General features: G+C 68.2%; 19 protein-coding genes and 2 pseudogenes. 12 read left to right on the top strand and 9 right to left on the bottom strand.

The annotated features are described in order from the left end of the window. The first annotated feature begins 198 nt into the window (after positions 1 to 198). Complete coding sequence (locus ACWDEX_RS20265) at positions 199 to 513, top strand: hypothetical protein (RefSeq protein WP_450465012.1); 315 nt, start codon at positions 199 to 201, stop codon at positions 511 to 513. A 46-nt stretch (positions 514 to 559) separates the two neighbouring features. On the opposite strand, the gene ACWDEX_RS20260 is transcribed toward ACWDEX_RS20265, so the two are convergent. Beyond that, a complete protein-coding gene (locus tag ACWDEX_RS20260; RefSeq protein ID WP_450465011.1) occupies positions 560 to 718 on the bottom strand; it encodes a hypothetical protein in 159 nt (52 codons plus the stop codon). 71 nt (positions 719 to 789) lie between these two features. Here ACWDEX_RS20260 and ACWDEX_RS20255 point away from each other — a divergent pair, with 71 nt between their 5' ends. The 5 genes from ACWDEX_RS20255 to ACWDEX_RS20235 all read left to right on the top strand — a co-directional run bounded on the left by ACWDEX_RS20255 (position 790) and on the right by ACWDEX_RS20235 (position 5850). Then, entirely contained in the window at positions 790 to 1359 is a 570-nt protein-coding gene (locus ACWDEX_RS20255) for a TetR/AcrR family transcriptional regulator (protein WP_450465010.1), read from the top strand. A gap of 95 nt (positions 1360 to 1454) precedes the next feature. Beyond that, a complete protein-coding gene (locus tag ACWDEX_RS20250) occupies positions 1455 to 2630 on the top strand; it encodes a GDSL-type esterase/lipase family protein (RefSeq protein WP_450465009.1) in 1176 nt (391 codons plus the stop codon). Between the two features lie 368 nt (positions 2631 to 2998). Next, entirely contained in the window at positions 2999 to 4126 is a 1128-nt protein-coding gene (locus ACWDEX_RS20245) for a serine hydrolase domain-containing protein (protein ID WP_450465008.1), read from the top strand. Positions 4127 to 4224: 98 nt separating this feature from the next. Beyond that, on the top strand, positions 4225 to 5235 hold the full coding sequence (locus ACWDEX_RS20240; RefSeq protein ID WP_450465007.1) for a helix-turn-helix domain-containing protein: 1011 nt from the start codon (positions 4225 to 4227) through the stop codon (positions 5233 to 5235). 129 nt (positions 5236 to 5364) lie between these two features. After that, positions 5365 to 5850 (top strand): rhodanese-like domain-containing protein, encoded by a 486-nt coding sequence (locus ACWDEX_RS20235; protein WP_450465006.1) that lies wholly within the window; start codon positions 5365 to 5367, stop codon positions 5848 to 5850. Between the two features lie 94 nt (positions 5851 to 5944). On the opposite strand, the gene ACWDEX_RS20230 is transcribed toward ACWDEX_RS20235, so the two are convergent. Next, complete coding sequence (locus ACWDEX_RS20230; RefSeq protein ID WP_450465004.1) at positions 5945 to 6514, bottom strand: AAA family ATPase; 570 nt, start codon at positions 6512 to 6514, stop codon at positions 5945 to 5947. 172 nt (positions 6515 to 6686) lie between these two features. Here ACWDEX_RS20230 and ACWDEX_RS20225 point away from each other — a divergent pair. Then, positions 6687 to 6845, top strand: a pseudogene (locus ACWDEX_RS20225) (PIG-L family deacetylase); the annotation flags it as partial. Positions 6846 to 6938: 93 nt separating this feature from the next. On the opposite strand, the gene ACWDEX_RS20220 reads toward ACWDEX_RS20225, so the two are convergent. Continuing rightward, positions 6939 to 8114, bottom strand: coding sequence for a DUF3103 family protein (locus tag ACWDEX_RS20220; protein WP_450465003.1), 1176 nt, complete (start codon positions 8112 to 8114; stop codon positions 6939 to 6941). A 761-nt stretch (positions 8115 to 8875) separates the two neighbouring features. On the opposite strand from ACWDEX_RS20220, the gene ACWDEX_RS20215 reads away from it, so the two are divergent. Beyond that, positions 8876 to 10069 carry an IS110 family transposase gene (locus tag ACWDEX_RS20215; protein WP_450465001.1) on the top strand — a complete coding sequence of 398 codons (1194 nt, stop codon included), beginning with the start codon at positions 8876 to 8878 and terminating at the stop codon, positions 10067 to 10069. Here ACWDEX_RS20215 and ACWDEX_RS20210 read toward each other — a convergent pair. The 4 genes and pseudogenes from ACWDEX_RS20210 to ACWDEX_RS20195 all read right to left on the bottom strand — a co-directional run bounded on the left by ACWDEX_RS20210 (position 10062) and on the right by ACWDEX_RS20195 (position 13342). Further along, positions 10062 to 10541 carry a hypothetical protein gene (locus tag ACWDEX_RS20210; RefSeq protein WP_450465000.1) on the bottom strand — a complete coding sequence of 160 codons (480 nt, stop codon included), beginning with the start codon at positions 10539 to 10541 and terminating at the stop codon, positions 10062 to 10064. The two genes, ACWDEX_RS20215 and ACWDEX_RS20210, sit on opposite strands and share 8 nt — an antisense overlap. Positions 10542 to 10815: 274 nt before the next feature. Next, positions 10816 to 11628, bottom strand: a complete 813-nt coding sequence (locus ACWDEX_RS20205) for a glucose 1-dehydrogenase (protein WP_450464999.1) — start codon at positions 11626 to 11628, stop codon at positions 10816 to 10818. 77 nt (positions 11629 to 11705) lie between these two features. Next, positions 11706 to 12188: pseudogene (locus tag ACWDEX_RS20200) on the bottom strand (YbiU family protein). A 338-nt stretch (positions 12189 to 12526) separates the two neighbouring features. Then, entirely contained in the window at positions 12527 to 13342 is an 816-nt protein-coding gene (locus ACWDEX_RS20195) for an SAM-dependent methyltransferase (RefSeq protein ID WP_450464998.1), read from the bottom strand. 654 nt (positions 13343 to 13996) lie between these two features. Here ACWDEX_RS20195 and ACWDEX_RS20190 point away from each other — a divergent pair. Next, entirely contained in the window at positions 13997 to 15445 is a 1449-nt protein-coding gene (locus ACWDEX_RS20190) for a pyridoxal phosphate-dependent decarboxylase family protein (protein WP_450465111.1), read from the top strand. Between the two features lie 196 nt (positions 15446 to 15641). Here the strand turns inward: ACWDEX_RS20190 and ACWDEX_RS20185 are convergent, their stop codons facing one another. Continuing rightward, positions 15642 to 16004: a winged helix-turn-helix transcriptional regulator gene (locus tag ACWDEX_RS20185; RefSeq protein WP_450464996.1), complete on the bottom strand. Its 363-nt coding sequence runs from the start codon at positions 16002 to 16004 to the stop codon at positions 15642 to 15644. A 96-nt stretch (positions 16005 to 16100) separates the two neighbouring features. Between ACWDEX_RS20185 and ACWDEX_RS20180 the strand changes: the two genes are divergently transcribed. The 3 genes from ACWDEX_RS20180 (at position 16101) to ACWDEX_RS20170 (ending at position 19474) form a co-directional block, all read left to right on the top strand. Then, on the top strand, positions 16101 to 16985 hold the full coding sequence (locus ACWDEX_RS20180; protein ID WP_450464995.1) for an NAD(P)-dependent oxidoreductase: 885 nt from the start codon (positions 16101 to 16103) through the stop codon (positions 16983 to 16985). Between the two features lie 347 nt (positions 16986 to 17332). Then, on the top strand, positions 17333 to 18160 hold the full coding sequence (locus ACWDEX_RS20175) for an SAM-dependent methyltransferase (protein ID WP_450464993.1): 828 nt from the start codon (positions 17333 to 17335) through the stop codon (positions 18158 to 18160). A 72-nt stretch (positions 18161 to 18232) separates the two neighbouring features. Continuing rightward, positions 18233 to 19474, top strand: coding sequence for an aminotransferase class V-fold PLP-dependent enzyme (locus ACWDEX_RS20170; RefSeq protein ID WP_450464992.1), 1242 nt, complete (start codon positions 18233 to 18235; stop codon positions 19472 to 19474). 164 nt (positions 19475 to 19638) lie between these two features. Here the strand turns inward: ACWDEX_RS20170 and ACWDEX_RS20165 are convergent, their stop codons facing one another. Further along, entirely contained in the window at positions 19639 to 20286 is a 648-nt protein-coding gene (locus ACWDEX_RS20165; RefSeq protein ID WP_450464990.1) for a DUF3105 domain-containing protein, read from the bottom strand. Positions 20287 to 20304 lie beyond the last annotated feature (18 nt).

The raw sequence follows: 20304 nt of genomic DNA, 5'->3' as shown, positions 1-20304 counted from the left end.
CGCCTGCCGTGACACACGTCCCGGATCGGGGAACGCCTGCTCCAGCAGGTCCAGGCCGAGGCCGACGCGCCCCATGAGATGGACTGGGTCATCTCGACCATCAGAGGGTCTCGGGCTACGGGCGCGCATGGACGCGGCGTACAGCGAGTGCCATGCTCACGGGGCGTCCGGCACAGGTCCGGCGCGCAGGAAGGAACCATGAGGCTCTATCTCGCCATACCTTCTGTTCTGGTGGGAGTGTCCATCGCCGCTTTGGGTGTAGCGGCGCTTACCCGTGGTTGGGTGCTCCCCTTGAACCGGCGGTCGGTCCGCTTCATTCGCCTCTATGGCTGGGGCCAGTTGGTGACTTCCTTCGCCCTGTGCTGGCAGGTGGTATTCGGGCTGGTGATCAGCAATCCCGGCATCCGGCCGTTGGGAACTCTGTTCGGCAGCGGGCTTCTGTTGACGGGCATCATCATGATGGCGGTGAGCCAGTGCGTGGGTCGTAACCGACAGGGCAGCGGCACGGCCTGACGAGCTCCGCTTCGACGGCTGTCTCCCCGGCCTTCCGCGCTCGCCATCAGACCAGGCGGCCGCAGAAGACGAGCGCCGTGGAGACCACGGCGCTGCCCTGCATCAGGCATCGGACCTTGCGCCTGTGTCCGAGGCCCGCAACCTTTCCCCCCGCCCGTACGTCCACGAACGCGGTGCGGATCTCTTCTTCGGTCAGCGGCTCCATGAGCGGCAGGTGAATTTGCCTAAAGGTTTTAGGCAACTACATACTGGGGGTCGCTCGACAGGAGGAAGGTCATGGTTCGAGTGGGACTGACCGCGGAGCGTCTGACGCGGGCCGGGGCGGAACTGGCCGACGAGGTCGGCTTCGACCAGGTGACCATCTCAGCGCTCGCCCGGCAGTTCGACGTCAAGGTCGCGAGTCTGTACTCGCACGTCAAGAACTCCCAGGACCTCAAGACCCGGATCGCCCTGCTCGCCCTGGAGGAACTCGCCGACCGGGCCGCCGACGCCGTGACCGGCCGGGCCGGCAAGGACGCCCTGACTGCCTTCGCGAACGTCTACCGCGACTACGCGCGGGAGCACCCCGGCCGCTACGCCGCCGCCCGACTCAGGCTGGACCCTGAAACGGCGGCCGCCAGCGCCGGCGTTCGGCACGCACAGATGACGCGGGCGATCCTGCGCGGCTACGACCTGACGGAGCCGGACCAGACACACGCGGTCCGGATGCTGGGCAGCGTCTTCCACGGCTACGTAAGCCTGGAGATGGCCGGAGGCTTCAGCCACACCGCCGTCGACCCGCAGGAATCCTGGGCCTGGATCGTGGATTCCCTCGACGCCCTGCTGCGGAACTGGACCGCCTCCTGACCGTCGGGGATTTCCCCCACCGCCGGAGGCGGTCAGCCGCGCCGCGTGATCACGCCTCCGAACAATCCGAAACTCTTGATCAACTGGCTGAGGCGATGAACACCGAGCACGACTGGATCACCACGCCCATCACCGCAGACTTCCTGCGCGGATTCCTCGACGTGGAACGCACGGCGCGTGGCCTGCTGCCGCACCGGCTGCCCGCTGGAGCCCGTCGACAGATTCCTGACGACCAACTGGCCATGGCCGAGGCCCAGCCGTCCGGCGTGCGGTTGGCCTTCCGTACCCGGGCCACCACGATCGAACTGGACACGCTGCCCACCAAGAGGGCCTATCGCGGTCTCCCAGCACCGGCGGACGGCGTGTACGACCTGCTGGTCGACGGCCGCCTCGTCGCCCAGGCCACGGTGACCGGTGGCAACGTCCGCATGATCGACATGGCCACCCAGTCCGCCGAGTTCCTCGACGGGCCTGTCGGCACCGCCCAGTTCACCGATCTGCCCGCGCGGGACAAGGACGTCGAGATCTGGCTTCCGCATACCGAGATCACCGAGCTGATCGCCCTGCGCACCGATGCCCCGATCGAGCCCGCGCCGGACAGCGGACGCAGGGTATGGCTGCATCACGGCAGTTCCATCAGCCACGGCTCGAACGCCGCCAGCCCTACCACCATCTGGCCTGCCCTGGCCGCTGCCCAGGGCGGAGTGGAGCTGGTCAACCTGGGATTCGGCGGCAGCGCGCTGCTCGACCCCTTCACCGCCCGCGCGATGCGGGACACGCCCGCAGACCTGATCAGCCTCAAGATCGGCATCAATGTCGTCAACACCGACGCGATGCGCCTGCGCGCCTTCACCCCTGCGGTGCATGGTTTCCTCGACACCATCCGCGAGGGGCATCCGACCACACCACTGCTGGTCGTGTCCGCCATCCTGTGCCCGGTCCAGGAGGACACCCCCGGTCCCCTCGCGCCCGACTTCGACAGCGGGACGTTGCGGTTCAAGGCCACCGGTGATCCCGCCGAACGCGCCGCCGGGCGCCTGACCCTCAACATCATCCGCGGCGAACTCGCCCGGATCGTCCAACAGCGGGCAGCGGAAGACCCGAACCTGCACCACCTCGACGGCCGTCATCTTTACGGCGAGACGGACTACGCCGAACTCCCGCTGCCCGACGAGGTCCACCCCGACCCCGCAGGACACCGCCGCATCGCCGAGAACTTCGCGCGGCTCGCGTTCGGCGATGGCGGCCCCTTCGCCACCAAGACCGGCTGACCAGGATCACGGTCACGCAGACCGCGATCGCTACGCGGCCGTGCTGATACCTCAGGAGCTCCCGCCCTTGATGCACCTCAGGTCGGCTCCCCCGCATCGCCGGTGACCGTCATGGTGCCGACCTGGACGCGGCCGGGTCAGGCAGCCTGACCGGAGCCGGCGGTGGCCAGGTCCCGGTCGCGCGGCGAGGTTGAGTCGACGTCTCTGCAGCCCCCCACTCCCCGGGGGACTGTGGAAAACCCGACTCCGAGACCTCTGGTTGGCTGGATGGCCTGCCTGACATGCCCATTTCTACGCTGGGACGCATGTCAATGGCTCGTCGCAGAACCACCTTCCGGACAGTAACCATCGTCGCTGTCGCGTCCCTCGTGGCACTCGGCTCGACAGGCGTCGGAACCGCGGCCACTGCTCACCCTTCCCAACTACAACGGGATACCGATGCGGTTCATGACGATGGCGTCACAGGGCTGTCGGTCGTCCTGGAAACGCCCCGGGGAGTGCGAACAGCCCGCAGCGGGGTCGGTGACCTCAGCACCGGAAAGCCGGTACCTCAGAACGAGTATGTGAGGATCGGCAGCACCACCAAGACGTTTGTGGCAACCGTGCTACTCCAACTCGCCGGCGAAGGACGGCTGTCGCTGGACGACACGGTGGACAGATGGCTGCCGGACGTAGTCCACGGCCAAGGCAACGACGGACGCGGGATCACCCTGCGCCAACTACTTCAGCACACCAGCGGGCTGCCTGACTACGTCAGTGACGTCGTCCCGGACCTCAGTGCTACCGGATATCGCAAGAATCGCTGGACCACCTATACCTCCGAGCAGCGCGTTGCCTTCGCCATGCGACACCCGCCGTCCTTCGAACCCGGTGCCGACTGGAAGTACTCCAACACCAATTACGTCCTCGCGGGCATGGTGATCAAAGCGGTCACAGGCCATTCCTGGGAACAGGAGGTTCAGGCGAGGATCGTACGTCCGCTGCGGCTCACTCACACGCTCACCCCCGGCAACCGGCCCTTCCTGCCCGGCCCACACGCCCACAATTACCAGCAGTTCGAGCCGGGCGGCGCCATGACCGACACCACAATCGCCTACCTGCCCTTCGATGGTGACGCCGACGGGTCGATGATCAGCACGGCGAAGGACACCAACAGGTTTTTCAAAGCGCTGGTAGGCGGTGAGCTTCTGCCCCCCGCCCTGCTCGCCGAGATGCGTCGCACAGTGGAAGTGCCCGCCGACCACGGTGCCCCGCCGGGCACACGCTATGGCCTCGGCCTCGAGTGGACCCCGCTGTCCTGCGGTGGTGGGTACTGGGGACACAGTGGTGATGGATTCGGCTATATGGCGTGGCCCGCCTCCGACGGGCGAAACGCCGTCACCGTTTCCTTGCATAGCCGACCGGGCGATGAGGACACCGCCGTGCGACAGATCCGGGATGTCGCCGATCTCGTCGACCACGCTCTGTGTTCTACACATGCCGAAGGAACCCCGTAACGGCCCCGGTTGAGCCTGGCCTCGCTCCCTGCCCGGTCGCCTCACCTCGCACCCGCCATCCGTTATGGCTGGATCTTGATGGTTGTTAAGATCCAGCCATGCCGAAGACGCATGTGGTAGCTGTACTGGCCTTCGATGGAATGGCGCCCTTCGAGCTGGGCGTGGTGGTTGAGGTCTTCGGCCTGTCCCGGCCCGAGCTGGGAGACCTGCCCTGGTACGAGCTGCGGGTGTGCGCCGAAGAACCCGGCCGGGACCTGCGGGCGGTCGGCGGGTTCACGCTGCGCGCCGAGCACGGGCTCGATGCGCTGGCCGCGGCGGACACGGTGATCGTACCGGGGGTGGCCAAGGCCGGGGCGGAGGTCTCGCCCGCCCTGGTGAAAGCGCTGCTGCGGGCCCATGCGCGGGGGGCGCGCCTGGTATCGATCTGCTCGGGGGCGTTCGCGCTGGCTGCGACCGGCCTGCTGGAGGGCCGGGGCGCCACCACCCACTGGCGCTACGCCCGCGCACTTGCCGAACGGTATCCCGGGATCGAGGTCGACCCCGACGTGCTGTACGTCGACAACGGCGATGTCCTCACCAGCGCGGGCAGCGCGGCCGGTATCGACCTGTGCCTCTACCTGGTCCGGGCCGATCACGGTGCGGCCGTCGCCAACGCGGTGGCGCGCCGTTTCGTCGTTCCGCCGCACCGCGAGGGCGGGCAGGCCCAGTTCGTCGAGGCGGCGGTGGGAGAGATCGGCTCCGAGGACGATGGCGTCACGCAGAGCATGAACTGGGCGCTGCGCCATCTGCATACCCCGCTGTCCGTGCCCGCCCTTGCCCGGGCCGCGTGCATGTCGGAACGCTCGTACCTGAGGCACTTCACCCGCCGCAACGGCGTGAGCCCCATGCGCTGGGTCATCGCCCAGCGGGTGGCTGCCAGCCTGCCACTGCTCGAGTCCGGCGAGGGCACCGTGGCCGAGGTCGCCGCCGCGGTCGGCTTCGACAGCACCTCGACGTACCGACACCACTTCACCCGCCAGATGCGTACGACGCCGACGGCTTACCGCAAGACGTTCACCCGCGTCCCGCGTACTCATACCGGTCACCCCGTACGAGTGGCGGAATCTTGACGACCTAAGGCGTTGACGCCACTCGTAGGGCGGACCGAGGGATCAGAGGATGGAGCCGTCGCCAGCCGGGGAAACCCGGCACGGCCCACAGGAACCTCCTCCCGACCAGCAAGAACAAGAGGTACCCCCATGTCTGCCACCGCTTCCGCCGAGATCACCAGCGCCGTCCTGAGCGTGCCTGCCGCCACCCCGGCCGAGGCCGCCGCCCACTACGCCGCCCGTCTCGCCTTCGAGGCGGATGTCTCCGACGTCCACGCCGATCTGGCATCCGGCGCACCCGGCGTCGTGGTGGTCGACACCCGCAGCAATGGCGGCTGGGACCAGGGCCACATCCCCGGCGCCCTCCACATCCCCACCGCACAGATTGCCGACCTGGCACCGCAGCTGATCGACCCGGACCAGACCGTGGTCACCTACTGCTGGGGACCCGGCTGCAACGGCGCGACCCGCGCTGCGCTGGCCTTCGCGCGCCTCGGCTACCAGGTCAAGGAAATGCTTGGCGGTTTCGAGTACTGGGCACGCGAGGGCTTCACCTACGACTCCGCCACCGGTGCCGAGCAGCGTCCTGTCGACGACCTGACCGCCCCACGTTCGGGCGTCTCCTGCGCATGCTGAAGGAACACCGCACGGCCGGGCGGCGTGATCCGTCCGGCCACCGCGGCCCCAGAGCGTGGGCGGCGCACACGTGGGCTATCGCCAGCAGGTCGGTTCATCGCCGACTACCGGCGCCGCCATCCCGGCCCGTAGCCGCGCCGACACGAGCCAGCACGACGTCGGCCAACTCCTGCGGGGTCAGCTCACCGTCCAAGAACACGGTGTCGCTCGGCAGCGCGTCAGTCGCGGCCATGCACGGCTCGATCCTGTCCTTGCACCAGCGTCGAACCCGCTCGTCCTGCTCGGGTTCGTCCGGCGTGAAGCTCCGGCCGTCGATCCGCTTCTCCAGCACCTCTCTGGAGACCTTGAGGAAGAAGTGGTGAACCTCGATGCCGGCCTCCTTCAACTGGCCGAAGATCTCCCCGACGTACCCGGGGTTGATCAAGGTCATGGGGACCAGAACCGGACGGCCGTACTCCTCGACCAGCCCGACTGCCAGGTCAGCGACCTGCCGCCGCCACAGCCGAAGATCCTGGAAGTCGCCGGTCGGTACCTCCACGATCTCTCGCAGCACATAGCCGACCATCTCCGGGTCATAGACCAGAGCCCCGGGCCATCGAGGACGCAGCTCATCCACCAGCGTGGTCTTCCCGCTGCCGAACGCACCGTTCACCCAGACGATCAACTCGATCCTCCACACCTCGGTTGCCGGGCCCGCGCATCGAGCCCGACGTGTCGGATCAGGATGCCCTGCGAACGAGATGAGCCGAACGCCACTGCCGGATCATGCCCGAAAGATCGCCCAGTAGGACCGGATCCCCCCGCAGAGCCGGGCCACCTCACGCTGTCGAGCCCCCATGATCGACACAGCTCTCCCGCGGCTCCAGCCGATGCCGGACGACTGGCAGCGTGCCCTTGCCGTGGCGGCCCATCCCGATGACCTCGAGTACGGGTGCTCGGCCGCTGTCGCGTCCTGGGCCGGGGACGGTCGCGACGTCGCCTGTGTCCTCGCCACACCAACCAAGGACCGCCCTCCGTTCCCAGAGAACGACCGGGAGTGGGGCCTGCGGGAACTCCCTTCCCCGCAGGCCCTGTTCGGTCCTCGTCCGTCAGAACTGTTGCACGAAGTAAGGTTCGACGGTCATCCACCCATTGCCCCGGGCGCCGTAGTACGTGCCCCGGTTGCTCTGGTCCACGGTGTACCAGGAGTCCACGTAGTCGGGGTCGTCGGTCCACCAGTCGTTCGGCATGGCGTCCAGGATCGCGTTCACCAGCGGGATGTAGGCACCCTGGTCGGTGATGGTGAGCAGGGCCGTGGCGATCGCCTTGGCGAGGTCGCGGTAGTTGGTGCTGCCGTCCTCCTCCATCATCACGGCGTCGGCCAGGTTGTACTTGTAGTTCGACCAGTTGACCAGGATCTGGTTGGGCCGGTAGACCGTGTGGTCGTAGTCGAGATACGGCATGTCCACGGGGTCGACGCGGACCTTGCCGTCCTGACCGAAGCCACTGACCAGGGTGTAGATCTCAGCGGCGCCCTTGAACCAGGGCTCCTCGTCATCGGACAGCTCGATCGCCGTGATCTTCGTGGTCCAGAAGCCGGCGGTGGCCGCCGCCTTCGGCGTGGTCGAGGTGTTCACCGCCCCGGGCGTCGCGGACTTTACGCCGTCCTTCACCAGTTCCTCGCGCAGGACGTCCAGACCGGCCGCCACCGCTTTCGAGCTGTCGATGTCGACGACGTACACCGGCCGTGTCGGCGCCTTTCGGGCGTCCACGCGGTGGGCACGACCCTGGCTGTCGTAGGCGGTGATGGTGGTGGCGTCGTCGTCCGAGACCGCCGCGGCGACCCAGGGGGCCGTACCGGCCGACAGCGAGGCGCGCATCGAGCGGTCCCCGAGGCGTAGCTGCAGCAGTGGGCCGGTGTTCGCGCTCAGGCCCTTGGCCTCGGCGATCTCCCGGTCGGCGGCGGCGAGTCGGGATTTCAGCAGGCCGCTCGCCCGCTCGGTGACCGGCACCTCGGGCGACTTCAGGGCAGCCGTGCGCAGACGCGTGTTCCAGGCCTCGTCACCGAGCGAGCGCGCGATGGCCCGTGCCGCCCGGTCCTGGGCGGCGCTGACGGCGGACGCGGTGGCGGAGTGGGAGTGGGCCGCGTGGACGGCCGCCCGGTCGGGGACCGGGGCCGCGGTGGCCGAGGAAGCGGCAGTCAGGGTCTGGGCCGCGCAGAGGGTGACCAGGGTGGCCGCGGTGACGGTGAGGGCGCCGCGTCGACGGGTGTTTCGAGGTCTCACGAGGATCGACTCCTCCTGGAATGGGGGGTGGTTGGTGACGCACTGTCAGCGTTGGTGCCGGGTGGAACGGGTGAACCTGGAACGAATCGGAGCCGGGTCCCGCGGAGGATCTATGCGAGTAGATGGGTTCCGTTGCGTCATGATGACGAGGGCATGCCATGCGCACAAGGATTTCACTGTGCCGAGAGATGAACTTGACTCGCATCGGCGGGAGTTGGCCGATTCCGTAAGGGCCGGTAGCCGTCATTCGCCAGACACCAAGAGGCCGCCCAGACCGCCCTGAAGTGCTGCACCCACTTCCCGTCGACGGGCCGGGCGCTCACCAGGTGCGGTGGATCACCACTTCCACGACCACGTCGAAGTATGCCGCGGTGGTGAGCCACCGTTCCCGTCCCGCACTTGGCATCCCGGGCGCGCCTCAGGCCCGCGTCCGCACACGCGGGAATGCGGCGCGGCCCTGGGCACGGACACGGCTGCGGGGTGAGAACCACTCGGGCACAACCTGGGCCGCAGGGCCGTGCCCCCATTACCTTGTTGATCAGCCCCGCAATGGGGTGCCCGGCCTCTGGGACGGCATGACTGTTTCCCCCTGTAGTTCGCATGATCTGGGGGGTGGTGTCACCGCTCCCGGAGGCACTGGCAGACCGCTGATTAGGGGCATGACCACCGACTCCTTCGGGAAGTTGGGAGGCTCTTCGTAATGTGGATGCCGGCAGCTGGTGCCGCAGGTAGGGCCGGGGACGTACGACCGGAGAGTGCACGTGATCGACACCAGTGACATCGGCGCCTTCCTCGGCTTGGACGTCGGCAAGGGCGAACACCACGCCACCGCGCTGACCCCGGCCGGGAAGAAAGCCCTCGACAAGCGGCTGCCCAACAGCGAACCCAAGCTCCGCGAGGTGTTCGCCAAGCTGATCGCGAAGCACGGCACCGTACTCGTCGTGGTCGACCAGCCCGCCTCGATCGGCGCCCTGCCACTGGCCGTGGCCCGCGACGCGGGCTGCAAAGTCGCCTACCTGCCTGGGCTGACGATGCGGCGGATCGCCGATCTCTATCCCGGCGAGGCCAAAACCGATGCGAGGGACGCGTTCATCATCGCGGACGCGGCCCGGGCAATGCCGCACACCCTTCGCGCCATCGAGCTCGAAGACGAGACCATCGCCGAGCTAGAGATGATCGTGGGCTTCGACGACGACCTCGCGGGTGAGGCCACCCGGGTCGCGAACCGGCTCCGCGGGCTGCTGCCCCAGATTCACCCGCACCTGGAGCGAGTTGTGGGCCCGCGCATCCAGCACCCGGCCGTCCTGATGCTGCTGGAACGGTTCGGATCCCCAGCCCAGATCCGCAAGGCCGGACGCCGACGGCTGACCACCCTCATACGTCCGAAGGCCCCGCGGATGGCCGAGCGCCTGGTCGAGGACATCTTCACCGCCATGGACGAGCAGACCGTGGTCGTTCCCGGCACCGACGCGGCCGCGCTCATCGTGCCCAGCCTCGCCACTTCCCTCAGCACCGTCCTCGACCAGCGCAAACTCCTGGCCACCAGGATCGAGGAGCTGCTGGAGGCCCACCCTCTTTCCAAAGTCCTGACGTCCATGCCGGGGATCGGCGTCAGGACCGGAGCCAGGATCCTCATCGACGTCGGCGACGGCAGCGCATTCCCAAGCGCCGCCCACCTCGCCTCCTACGCCGGCCTCGCTCCCGCCACCCGCAGCTCGGGCTCCTCGATCCGTGGAGAACAACCCTCCCGCCGCGGAAACAAGCAGCTCAAAAGAGCGTTCTTCCTCTCCGCGTTCGCCGCCCTGGCCGACCCCGCCTCCAGGACCTACTACGACAAGAAGATCAAGCAGGGCAAGCACCACACCCAAGCCCTCCTCTGCCTCGCCAGACGACGAGCCGACGTCCTCTTCGCAATGCTCCGCGACGGCACCTTCTACGAGCCGCAAGTCACATGACCTGCGGGCCGCCCAGCACCACACGGTCGGCCTCGACGCCGAAGCCGAGAACCGGGTGGAGCGGATCAGACTCCGGGCTCAGCAACACCGGCTTGCCGAGCCGACGCCCGATTGCCCGCAGCAGACGGCACAGCACATCCACGCCGTGCTGACCCTGCAACTCCCGAAGATCAACGTCGAAGTCGATCGAGCCAGCCTCATACGCCCGAAAGATCACCAGGAATCCAGGAACCGGCCAGACCCTCAGCAACGCATCGGAACCCTCACCACGGGCCAGCATCTCCGCAGCTCTCGGCAGCCGGCCCACAGCACCGTCCTCGGAGTACTCGCACGACCACCCCTGCGACCGAACGAGATCAAGTACCGCCTGCCAGTCCTCCACCGAGGTATCCGGGACGCGGACATCCGGCAGCGACCCCATCAACTCGGGAGCAAAGAAGCTCTTGACGTCATCCCACAGCAGGTCAGGCATCACGCCATGCTGCCTTGCCACTCACCGAAACGCAGCCCAATTCCCTTGAGGAAACCCATAGGGGCACCCCCCCGTTCTCCCCGGGAGGATGGCACTCGCCGACGGCTTCAGGCATCGGGCGCGATTGCGCAACGGGAGCGAGAGGCGAAGAACTGGCCTTGCAAACACGGTGGCAGCCTTCACCCGGGCTGTGTTGACAGTCGTCCCATGGGAGGCGTTCCGCAGGCGAGCTGTACGATCACGACGGCCGGTGTCCAGCGAAGCCAGCGATCCTTCACTGGACTGTCCAGCCTCCGTCCACGGCCAGAGCTTGGCCTGTGACAAAGGAAGAGGCATCTGAGCACAGCCACACCGCGGCTTCGGCGATCTCCCGAGGGGCGGCAAGTCGCCCTATGGGCTGCATTGCGGCCAGTTGTTCCTCGGTGGTTATTCCCGTCCGGATGGCATCGTCCAACATCGGCGTGCGGACAGCACCCGGGCAGATGGCATTGACGCGTATACCTTGGCGGACATACTCCAGTGCCGCCGCACGGGTGAGACCGACGACTCCGTGCTTGGCCGCGACATAGCCGGAAAGACCGATCGGGAGACCGACAAGGCCGGCAGCAGACGCGGTGTTGACGATGGAGCCCGCTACTTCCTGTTCGAGCATCTGGGAGATCTCGTGCTTGAGACACAGCCACACCCCGGTGAGGTTGACCTCCAGAACGTCACGCCAGTTCTCTTCGGTGTACTGATGGAGAGGGCTGGCCTGTCCGTCGATGCCGGCGTTGTTGACGCAGCAGTCGAGGCGGCCGAAACGTTCGACAGTCCTCGCGACCATCTCGGCAACGCATTGGTCAGAACGCACATCGGCTTCGATGGCGAGCGCTTCCCCGCCTTTGTCTGCTATCGCAGCGGCGTTCTCCTCAACGCCTGCGAGATCGATGTCCACGAGAGCCACCCGCGCTCCGTGCTGAGCGATGAGCTTCGCCGTGGAAGCACCGATCCCGGATGCCGCACCGGTGATCAGGGCAACTTTTCCCGCAAGTAACTGGCCATCCATACAGATCACATCGCTTCCGAGGCGTACGCCCGTCTGCGGCACGGGCACAGGGGTCAGGGACAAAGTGACTGTCTTGCCGCCGTGATAGTGCCCCGCGGTGTGTGCTTCCGCAAGACCGGTTACCCAGTGTGTGCTCGGATCAGGTCCAGGCTGCGGCGTCCGGTCTCGTTGAGGTCGTCGATCGTGAAGCGATCCGTCCAGGTGCGCTCGTAGTGCTCGGCGGGGAAGTCGCTGGGGCTGGAGCCGGTCACGAAGGCTTCCCGGACCTTTGCGGCGTAGCGCTCGTTGCGGGCGCACCAGGGGGCGGAGGGGATGTAGATGACATTGCCCCAGCCCTGCTGGCTCTCGACCGAAGCGACACTGTGGATCATGTCGCAGTGTCACCAGACGGAGACCGGGCCTTGATGTCAGGGATGGGGGGTGAGGGCGCGGTAGAGCGTGGGGTGCCAGCGCTTGGTGACCGGGAAGACCTGATGGGTCCGCACGCCGCACATGGAGTCGTCGGGTACGTCCGGCAGCAGGGGGCCCAGCAGCAGGTACGCCATGATCTCCGGTATCGGAATCGTGTGCAGCACGCCTTGGTCGGCGTCCATGTCGGACAGGGCGGTCCAGCCGGGGCGCGCACCAAGGCGATCGAAGAACTACGCTCCCTCGTCGTCCGGTCTGCCAACCCCGCCCGTAGCCAGGAACGTTGAGCATGCACGGGACCTGAACGCAGAACAGACCCGACACCGCGCCGCGGGACCCGGGACCGGGTACTCAGGCATGACGTATGAGTTCTCGGAGGGCCGCCCACTCGGCCCGTGAGTCCACGGAAGGAGTGGCGGGCAACCCGATGTTCGAAGGGGTTTGCGCCGAACCGAGAACGCCCCGGCGGGCGAGCGGCGCCGTCGCCGGACGGTCCGGCCCTCCCGACCACGGACCACACCGGCCACGGCCGTCACGGCTTGCGCGCCACCCCCGCGTACCCCGCGCTGATGACGTCTTCCTGCCCGGGCACCGGCTCGGCCAGCTCCGGGTGCCAGGACTCCGAGGCCACCACGCCCGGCTCGACCAGCTCCAGGCCGTCGAAGAACCGAGTGAACTCCGTACGGCTGCGCAGCGCCAGCGTGAGCCCGTTCGCGGAGTACATGTCCATGGCCCGCTTGGCCTCCTCCGGCGGGTGGAAGTCCGCGGTGGTGTGTGAAAGCACCACATAACTACCGGGCATCAACACGCTCTTGAACTGATCCACCATTTCGTACGCCCCGCCCTCGTCGCTGACGAAGTGGAGCAGCGCGATCAACGACAGCGCGACCGGTTCGCCGAAGTCCAGTACCTTTCCGGCTCGTTCAAGGATGGCCTCGGGGTCGCGCGCATCGGCCTGCACATAGTCGATGGCGCCCTCGGGGGTGCCCTTCAGCAGAGCCTCCGCATGGGACAGCACAATCGGGTCGTGGTCGCAGTAGACGACTCGCGCCTCGGGTGCGACCTGCTGGGCGACCTGGTGGAGGTTGGGCTCAGTTGGTATGCCGGTGCCGATATCGAGGAACTGCCTGATGCCCTGCCCCGCCAACCACTTGGTGGCCCGCTGCATGAACGCACGGTTGATCTTCGCCATCATGGGAGCGTTCGGCTCGATGGCCATGAGCTGTCGACCCATCGCCTCGTCCGCCGGGTAGTTGTCCTTGCCTCCCAGGAACCAGTCGTACATCCGCGCGGGGTGCGGCCGGCTGATGTCGATCACGGGGCTGGTGCTGTGGTCCGGTCGGGACATCCGGCCTCCCAGGGCCTGTCACAGTCGATGAATTGGGCTCATATCAGCTTGGCCTCCCACCGCCGCGCGCTGCCGACGGGCGCATCTCTCCCATAGACCGAGGCGGCCCACAAGGTACTCAACCTCGCCGAGCGCGATTACCTGACGCGCCAGGCCGCGCGGCTCAACGTGCTCCGGGGTCAGCGGGCGGCGGCGCGCTCGCGTTCTGGAAGGCCCTGACCGATGTCTTCCCGGAGGGCCCCGTCCCGCGCACCGAGACGTCGAGTCCAACACCCGGACGATCCGGCACATCCTCCGGCCTGCGTTTGCGGGAGTGGTGGACAACTACCCTGCCGCTGCGCGATGCTCCACGTCATCCCGGTCCCCGTACCGGCCTCCCGACCGCTCCCCTCTCCCCTCCGGGACACGCATGGACCAGCGCACCACCCCCGGGCCCGGCCGGCCCGCCCCGCCTGCGGAACCCCGGAGCATCGAGCGGCACCGCAAGCGACGACTGGCGCGCTCGCCCAGCCTCCGCTGTTCACGCTGACCTTCGCCCCTCGGCCGTCGCCCGGCACTGGCGCCGTCGCCTACAGAAAGGAACTGACCGTGCCCCGTGAGTCCGCCACCGAGGCCGGCGAGCCGACCGTCTTCGCCGAGCGTCCCACGCGCGCGCTGCCCGCAGGCCGTCCAGCCGACCAACTCCTGGCCGAGTTGCGCGGCCTGCGCGGCGGTGACGCACCGACCCGGGGCGGCTGGACGTTCGCCTACGTCTACGATTCCGGGCTGCCCGACGTGGACGAACTGGCCGCCGCCGCGTACGCAGTGTTCGCAACGGTCAACGGTCTGGACCCGACTGTCTTCCCGAGTGTGGCCCAGCTGGAGAACGACGTGGTGGGCGCGGTGGCCGCGGTCCTGGGAACGCCCGGAGCGCAGGGCAGTTTCACCAGTGGCGGCACCGAGTCGATCCTGCTGGCCGTGAAGACCGCCCGCGATCACTCCCGTGCGGTGCGCGGGGTGACCCGGCCGCAGTTGGTGCTGCCGTCGACGGCACACGCGGCCTTCCACAAGGCGGCCCACTACCTGGGACTTGAAACCGTGGTGGTCCCGGTCGACCCGGCAACGTTCCGGGCCGACGCATCGGCCGTCGCGGACGCGGTCACCGACCGGACCGCCCTGGTGGTCGCGTCGGCTCCGTCGTACGCGCACGGAGTAATGGATCCGGTGGCCGGGATCGCCGCAGCCGCCGCAGAACGGGGCGTGCTGTGCCATGTGGACGCATGCATAGGCGGCTGGTTCCTGCCGTTCCTTGCCCGGGCGGGCCGCCCGGTCGAGCCGTTCGGCCTCTCGGTCCCGGGTGTCACGTCGATCTCGGTGGACCTGCACAAGTACGGCTACGCCGACAAGGGCGCCTCGGTCGTCCTGTACCGGGACGCCGAGCTGCGACGACACCAGTACTTCGCACACGCCGATTGGCCCGGCTACCCGGTGGTCAACCCCACCATGCAGGGCACCAAGTCCGGCGGGCTGCTGGCCCAGACGTGGGCGGTGCTGCACCACCTCGGCCACGACGGTTACACCGCGCTGGCCCGCCGCGTGGCGGTGGCCGCCGACCGGCTGCTTCCCGGCCTGCGGGCCGCGGACGGCGTTCAGGTACTCGGCGAACCGGCAGGCAGTCTGGTCGCGTTCACTGTGCACGGTCCCGCCGGCACACCCGATCTGGGACTGGTGCTGCATGTTGCGGACGAGATGCGGGAGCGCGGCTGGTACCTCCAGCCGCAGCTCTCCTACGACGGCCTCCCGCCGAACCTGCACCTGACGCTGACCCCGGCGACCAGCGACCGGGTCGGGCCGTTGCTGGCGGACCTGGCCGAGTCGGTGACAGCCGCGCGGGCGAACAAGCCGGTGACCGTGGATCCGGCGCTGGCCGAACTGGCCGCCACGCTCGACCCCGACACCCTCACGCCGGAGGACGTTGCAGGATTCCTGGCCTTTGCCGGGCTGGGCGGCACACAGGGCCTGCCGTCACGGATGGCGCCGGTGCTGGCCCTGCTGGATGCGCTGCCGTCCCGGTTGAAGGAGCGACTGCTGACGGAGTTCATCGGTTCGCTCTACCGCATCTGACCCAACTCATGGCGCCCGCAGGGGCAGGCACGTCCCGGGCAGCGAATGCGTCGCGGCGCACGTCACCAGAACGCCATTTCGCAGACCGGGTAGGCGAACGGGCCCGGCCGGATGAGTTCGGCGAACTCCTCAAATCACCGTCGTGCAGCGGCCCGGAGGCCACCACCGGCGACGGCTGGCAACGGGCCGCGAAGTCCTAGCCCGCCTTCTCCTCCAGCCCTCGAGCGGTCGGCCGCTCACGTCCCCAGGCGGCCAAGGGCTCGAGTGCGTCGTTGAGGCGAATGCCGTCCTCGGTCAGCGAGTACTCGACACGGGGCGGCACCTCGTCGTAGGAGACGCGGCGCACGACACCGTCAGCTTCCATCTCACGTAGGTGAGAGGCCAGCACCTTCTCGGTGATCCCGGGAAGCAGTCGACGCAGCTCCCCGAAGCGGCGGTAGGGGTGCTCGTGCAGCGCCCAGAGGATCAGCACCTTCCATTTGCCGCCGATCACCTCCATCGCGGTGTCGATCCCGCAGGCGTGACCGTCTGGTGCGCCCGGCCGGTTCAGCGTCGTCATGCCCCACCCTTCTGACCTGCTCGCTCACCCCAGGGTAACCACCCACTCCAAAGTGCGTACTTGATCAACTCCAGGCCGGTGACCAGCCTGATCGGCATGACACAGAACACTGTTGAGAAGAAGACCTCCGTCACGATGCTGGGCCTCGGCGCGATGGGCACCGCGCTGGCCCGTGCCTGGCTTGCCGCCGGTCACCCGCTCACCGTCTGGAACCGCACCCCGGCCCGCGCCGCGGCGCTCGCATCCGAGGGTGCAAGGGTCGCGGAGAGCGCCGCCGAAGCGGTCGCGGCGAACTCCCTGGTTGTCCTTTGTCTGTTGGACGACACCTCGGTCGACGAGGCACTGGCCGGCACCGACCTGACCGACAAGGACCTGGTCAACCTGACCACCAGCACCCCCGCACAGGCCCGCGCCCGCGCCGAGTGGGCCCGCGAGCGTGGCGCCCGCTACCTGGACGGCGGAATCATGGCTGTCCCTCCGATGATCGGCGTACCGGAAGCCGGCGGCTACGTCTTCTACAGCGGCTCGCGGGAGCTGTTCGAGCGGCACCAGGAGACCCTGGGTGTCCCGGTCGGCACTACCTATGTCGGCGAGGACGCGGGCTTCGCGGCGCTGCACGACGTGGCCCTGCTCAGTGCGATGTACGGGATGTTCGCCGGGGCCGCGCACGCCTTCGCCCTGATCCGCAAGGAGGACATCGATCCCGCGACGCTCGCCCCGCTGCTCGCCGACTGGCTCGTCGCGATGGTCCCGGCAGTTCACCAGACCGCTGACCACCTACGAAGCGGCGACTACACCAAGGGTGTCGTCTCCAATCTCGCCATGCAGGTGGCCGGCACGCCGACCTTCCTGAGCACCGCCGAGCAGCAGGGTGTCAGCCCGGCACTGCTCAGCCCCTACTTCGAGCTGATGCGCCGCCGCCTGACCGAGGGCAGCGCCGAGGAGGGCCTGACGGGTGTGATCGACCTGCTGGTGCACTGACCGTCCACTCGCCGCCCCAGCGGCGATCGTGCTGGTCACAGTCCGCAACAAGTAGCTGTGACCAGCACGTTCACCAACCATGCGGATATGGTGCTGTTTCCGCGGTCACTCCGACCCGAGGCGTGTGCCACGGGACGTCGGCCACGAGGCACCCGCGGGGAGGACGTCGCCCCGCTGAACCGGAGGGGCTGCCCCAACCCGTCAAGCTACACCTCACCGACCAGATCGGGATCAAGCGGCCTTTGACCGTGGGGAGTTCGGGTTTTGACGGAAGGCGCCCCTCGGAGCGTCTTCTCGTCTATTTTGGTCACGATCCGACCAAGTGATCATCGAGGAGACCCGAGGTCATGACCGACGACATCGCGGCAGCCGGGGACGAAGGCGTCGCGCGTATGGCCCAGCTGCGAACCGACGTGTCCCATTCGGCCCGCATCTGGAACTACTGGCTGGGCGGCAAGGACCACTACCCCGTGGACGAGGAGGTCGGCGATCAGATCCTCGGCTTCGTGCCCGCACTGCCCCGCTCGGCCGTCGCCGACCGGGCGTTCCTGACGCGGGCCGTCCGATATCTGGTGAAGCACGCCGGGGTGCGCCAGTTCCTGGACATCGGCACCGGCCTGCCCACGGCCGACAACACCCACGAGGTCGCCCAGCAGGTGGACGCCTCCTGCCGGATCGTCTACGTCGACAACGACCCGCTCGTCCTCACCCACGCACACGCCCTGCTCACCAGCACCCCCGAGGGCGTCACCGACTACATCGAGGCCGACGTCCACGACCCCGCGGCGATCCTGCGCGGCGCCGCCGAGACCCTGGACTTCGAGCAGCCGGTCGCCATCACCATGCTCGGCATTCTCAACTTCGTCATGGACACCGACGAGGCCGTGTCCATCGTGCACCGGCTGCTGGACGCCGTACCCTCAGGCAGTCACCTGGTGATCTCCCACCCCACCACCGAGGTCGACGGGGAGGCGATGACCCAGGCGGTGGAGTACTGGAACAGCCAGGGCTCGGCGCCCATGACCCTGCGTAGCCGCGCCGACCTGGCCCGTCTCCTCGACCGGGTCGAGTTGCTGGAGCCCGGTCTGCTCTCCTGCTCGCGATGGCGTCCCGAGGACGGCACCGCCGAGCCGGCCGAGGTCACCCACTTCGGCGCGGTGGGCCGCAAGCCGTAGCCGGGCCGAGGTGGGGCCGGTATGCGGGCCGTGGTGGGCGCGTAGACGACGACCATAGGGAGAAGCGAGTTGATGGGGACGCGGGACGCAGGACACGTGGCGCCGCCCGGGGACTTCTCGCCGCAGGAGATCGCCCGGGCGCGCGCCGAAACGCCCGGATGCGCGAACGTGGCGCACTTCAACAACGCGGGCGCGGCGCTCATGCCGCGGCAGGTCCTCGACGCGACCACCCGTCACCTGTACCTGGAAGCGGAGATGGGCGGCTACGAGGCTGCCACGGCGGTCGCCGAGGCCATCGAGTCGGTCTACGACTCCGCAGCCCGGCTCCTCGGCTGTGACCGCGACGAGATCGCGTTGGTCGACAACGCCACCCGCGCCTGGGACATGGCCTTCTACGGCATCCCGTTCCGCGCCGGGGACCGCGTCCTGACCAGCATGGCCGAATACGGCAGCAACTTCATCGCCTATCTGCAGGTGGCCGAGCGGTACGGGGTTCAGGTCGAGGTCATCCCCAACGACGAGTACGGCCAGATCTCCGTCGACGCCCTGCGCGAGGCGATGGACGAGCGGGTACGGGTCGTCTCCATCACCCATGTCCCGACGAACGGCGGCCTGGTGAACCCCGCGGTCGAAGTGGGCCGGGTCACCCGTGAGACGGGTGCCCTCTACCTCCTGGACGCCTGCCAGTCGGTGGGACAGCTCCCGGTCGACGTGGCGGAGATCGGCTGCGACCTGCTGTCCACCACCGGTCGTAAGTATCTGCGCGGACCGCGCGGTACAGGACTGCTGTACGTGCGACGTGCGGTACTCGACCGGCTCGTCCCGCCGGTACTGGACCTGCACGCGGCCACCTGGACGGCACTCGACCGGTACGAGATGCGGCCGGACGCACGCCGGTTCGAGACATGGGAAGCCAACTACGCCGCGCAGCTCGGCCTTGGCGCGGCCATCGACTACGCCCTCGGGTGGGGACTGCCGAAAATCCAGACACGTGTCACGGCGCTCGCCGAATCCCTGCGCCGGCAGCTCGCGGACATTCCTGGTGTCCGGGTACGGGACCTCGGCGCCCGCCGGTGCGGCATCACGACGTTCACCGTTCAGGGTGTGGCGGCGGAGGCCGTGAAGTCGGCCCTCGCCGAGCGGGGGATCAACATCAGCGTGTCCGGGGCACCGTCCACGCGGCTGGACATGGACGACCGCGGCCTCGGCGAGCTCCTCAGGGCATCGGTTCACTACTACAACACCGAAGAGGAGCTCATGACTCTCTTCGAGGCCGTTCGTGCCTGTGCTCGAAAGGAGGCCGCCAGGTCCTGACCTCCGGCAGCGGCCGGAGCGTTCAGCCGTGCGTCGGGACCTGGCGTGCATCACCCCGGGCCCGAACACGCCCCCGGCAAGTCGAGCCCGCCGGCCACATCGGCCGCGTCCGTGTCGGCTGGTGGGAGCGATCAGGACGGGGACGCGGCGGGCGACGGTGCCGCTCATGCGGGCTTACCTCCGGTGCAAGCGGCGCCCGGTTCAGGGGTCTGCGCGCCCTGGACGTACTTGTCGAAGAACTGCCGCACCCGCGGATCCGAGGCCGAGCCGACGTTCAAATGCTTGCCCCAGGCGGACAGGGTGATCGGCGAAGACTGGCCGGCGTACGGACTCATCATCGTGTACGGGGTCTTCTGCACCCGCTTCTTCAGGGCGCTGATGTCGTTGTCGTCCGCCTTGTCGGTGTAGGTGACCCAGACCGCGCCGTGTTCGAGGGAGTGGACGGCGTGGGTCTCGTCGATCCTCCGGTCGTAGACGTCGCCGTTGCAGTTCGTCCAGACGGGGTTGTGGTCGCCGCCGACCGCCGGGGACATCTTGTAGTCGACCGGGGTGGTGACGTGGTCGCGGCCCAGGTCCTTGAAGGACTTCTCCCCCTTGACCGAGGCAGCGGCCGCCGCCGCCTTGGTCTCCTCCTTCTTCCGGGCGTCCTGGATGAAATACCAGCTGCCGCCGATGACCCCGGCGACGATGACGCCGCTGCAGGTCCAGGTGATGATCCGGGTGCGGCGCTCCCGCGCCGCCTCGGCCCGGCGCAACTCCCCTATCTTCGCGCCGCGAGCGGCACGCTGTTCCTTGGCTCGGGAAGACCCCATGGCATGTCCTTGTCCCCA

This window comes from Streptomyces sp. NPDC001020, from assembly GCF_053599115.1.
Note: the sequence above shows the minus strand (reverse complement) of the source record. Positions and strands in the feature narration are given on the sequence as shown.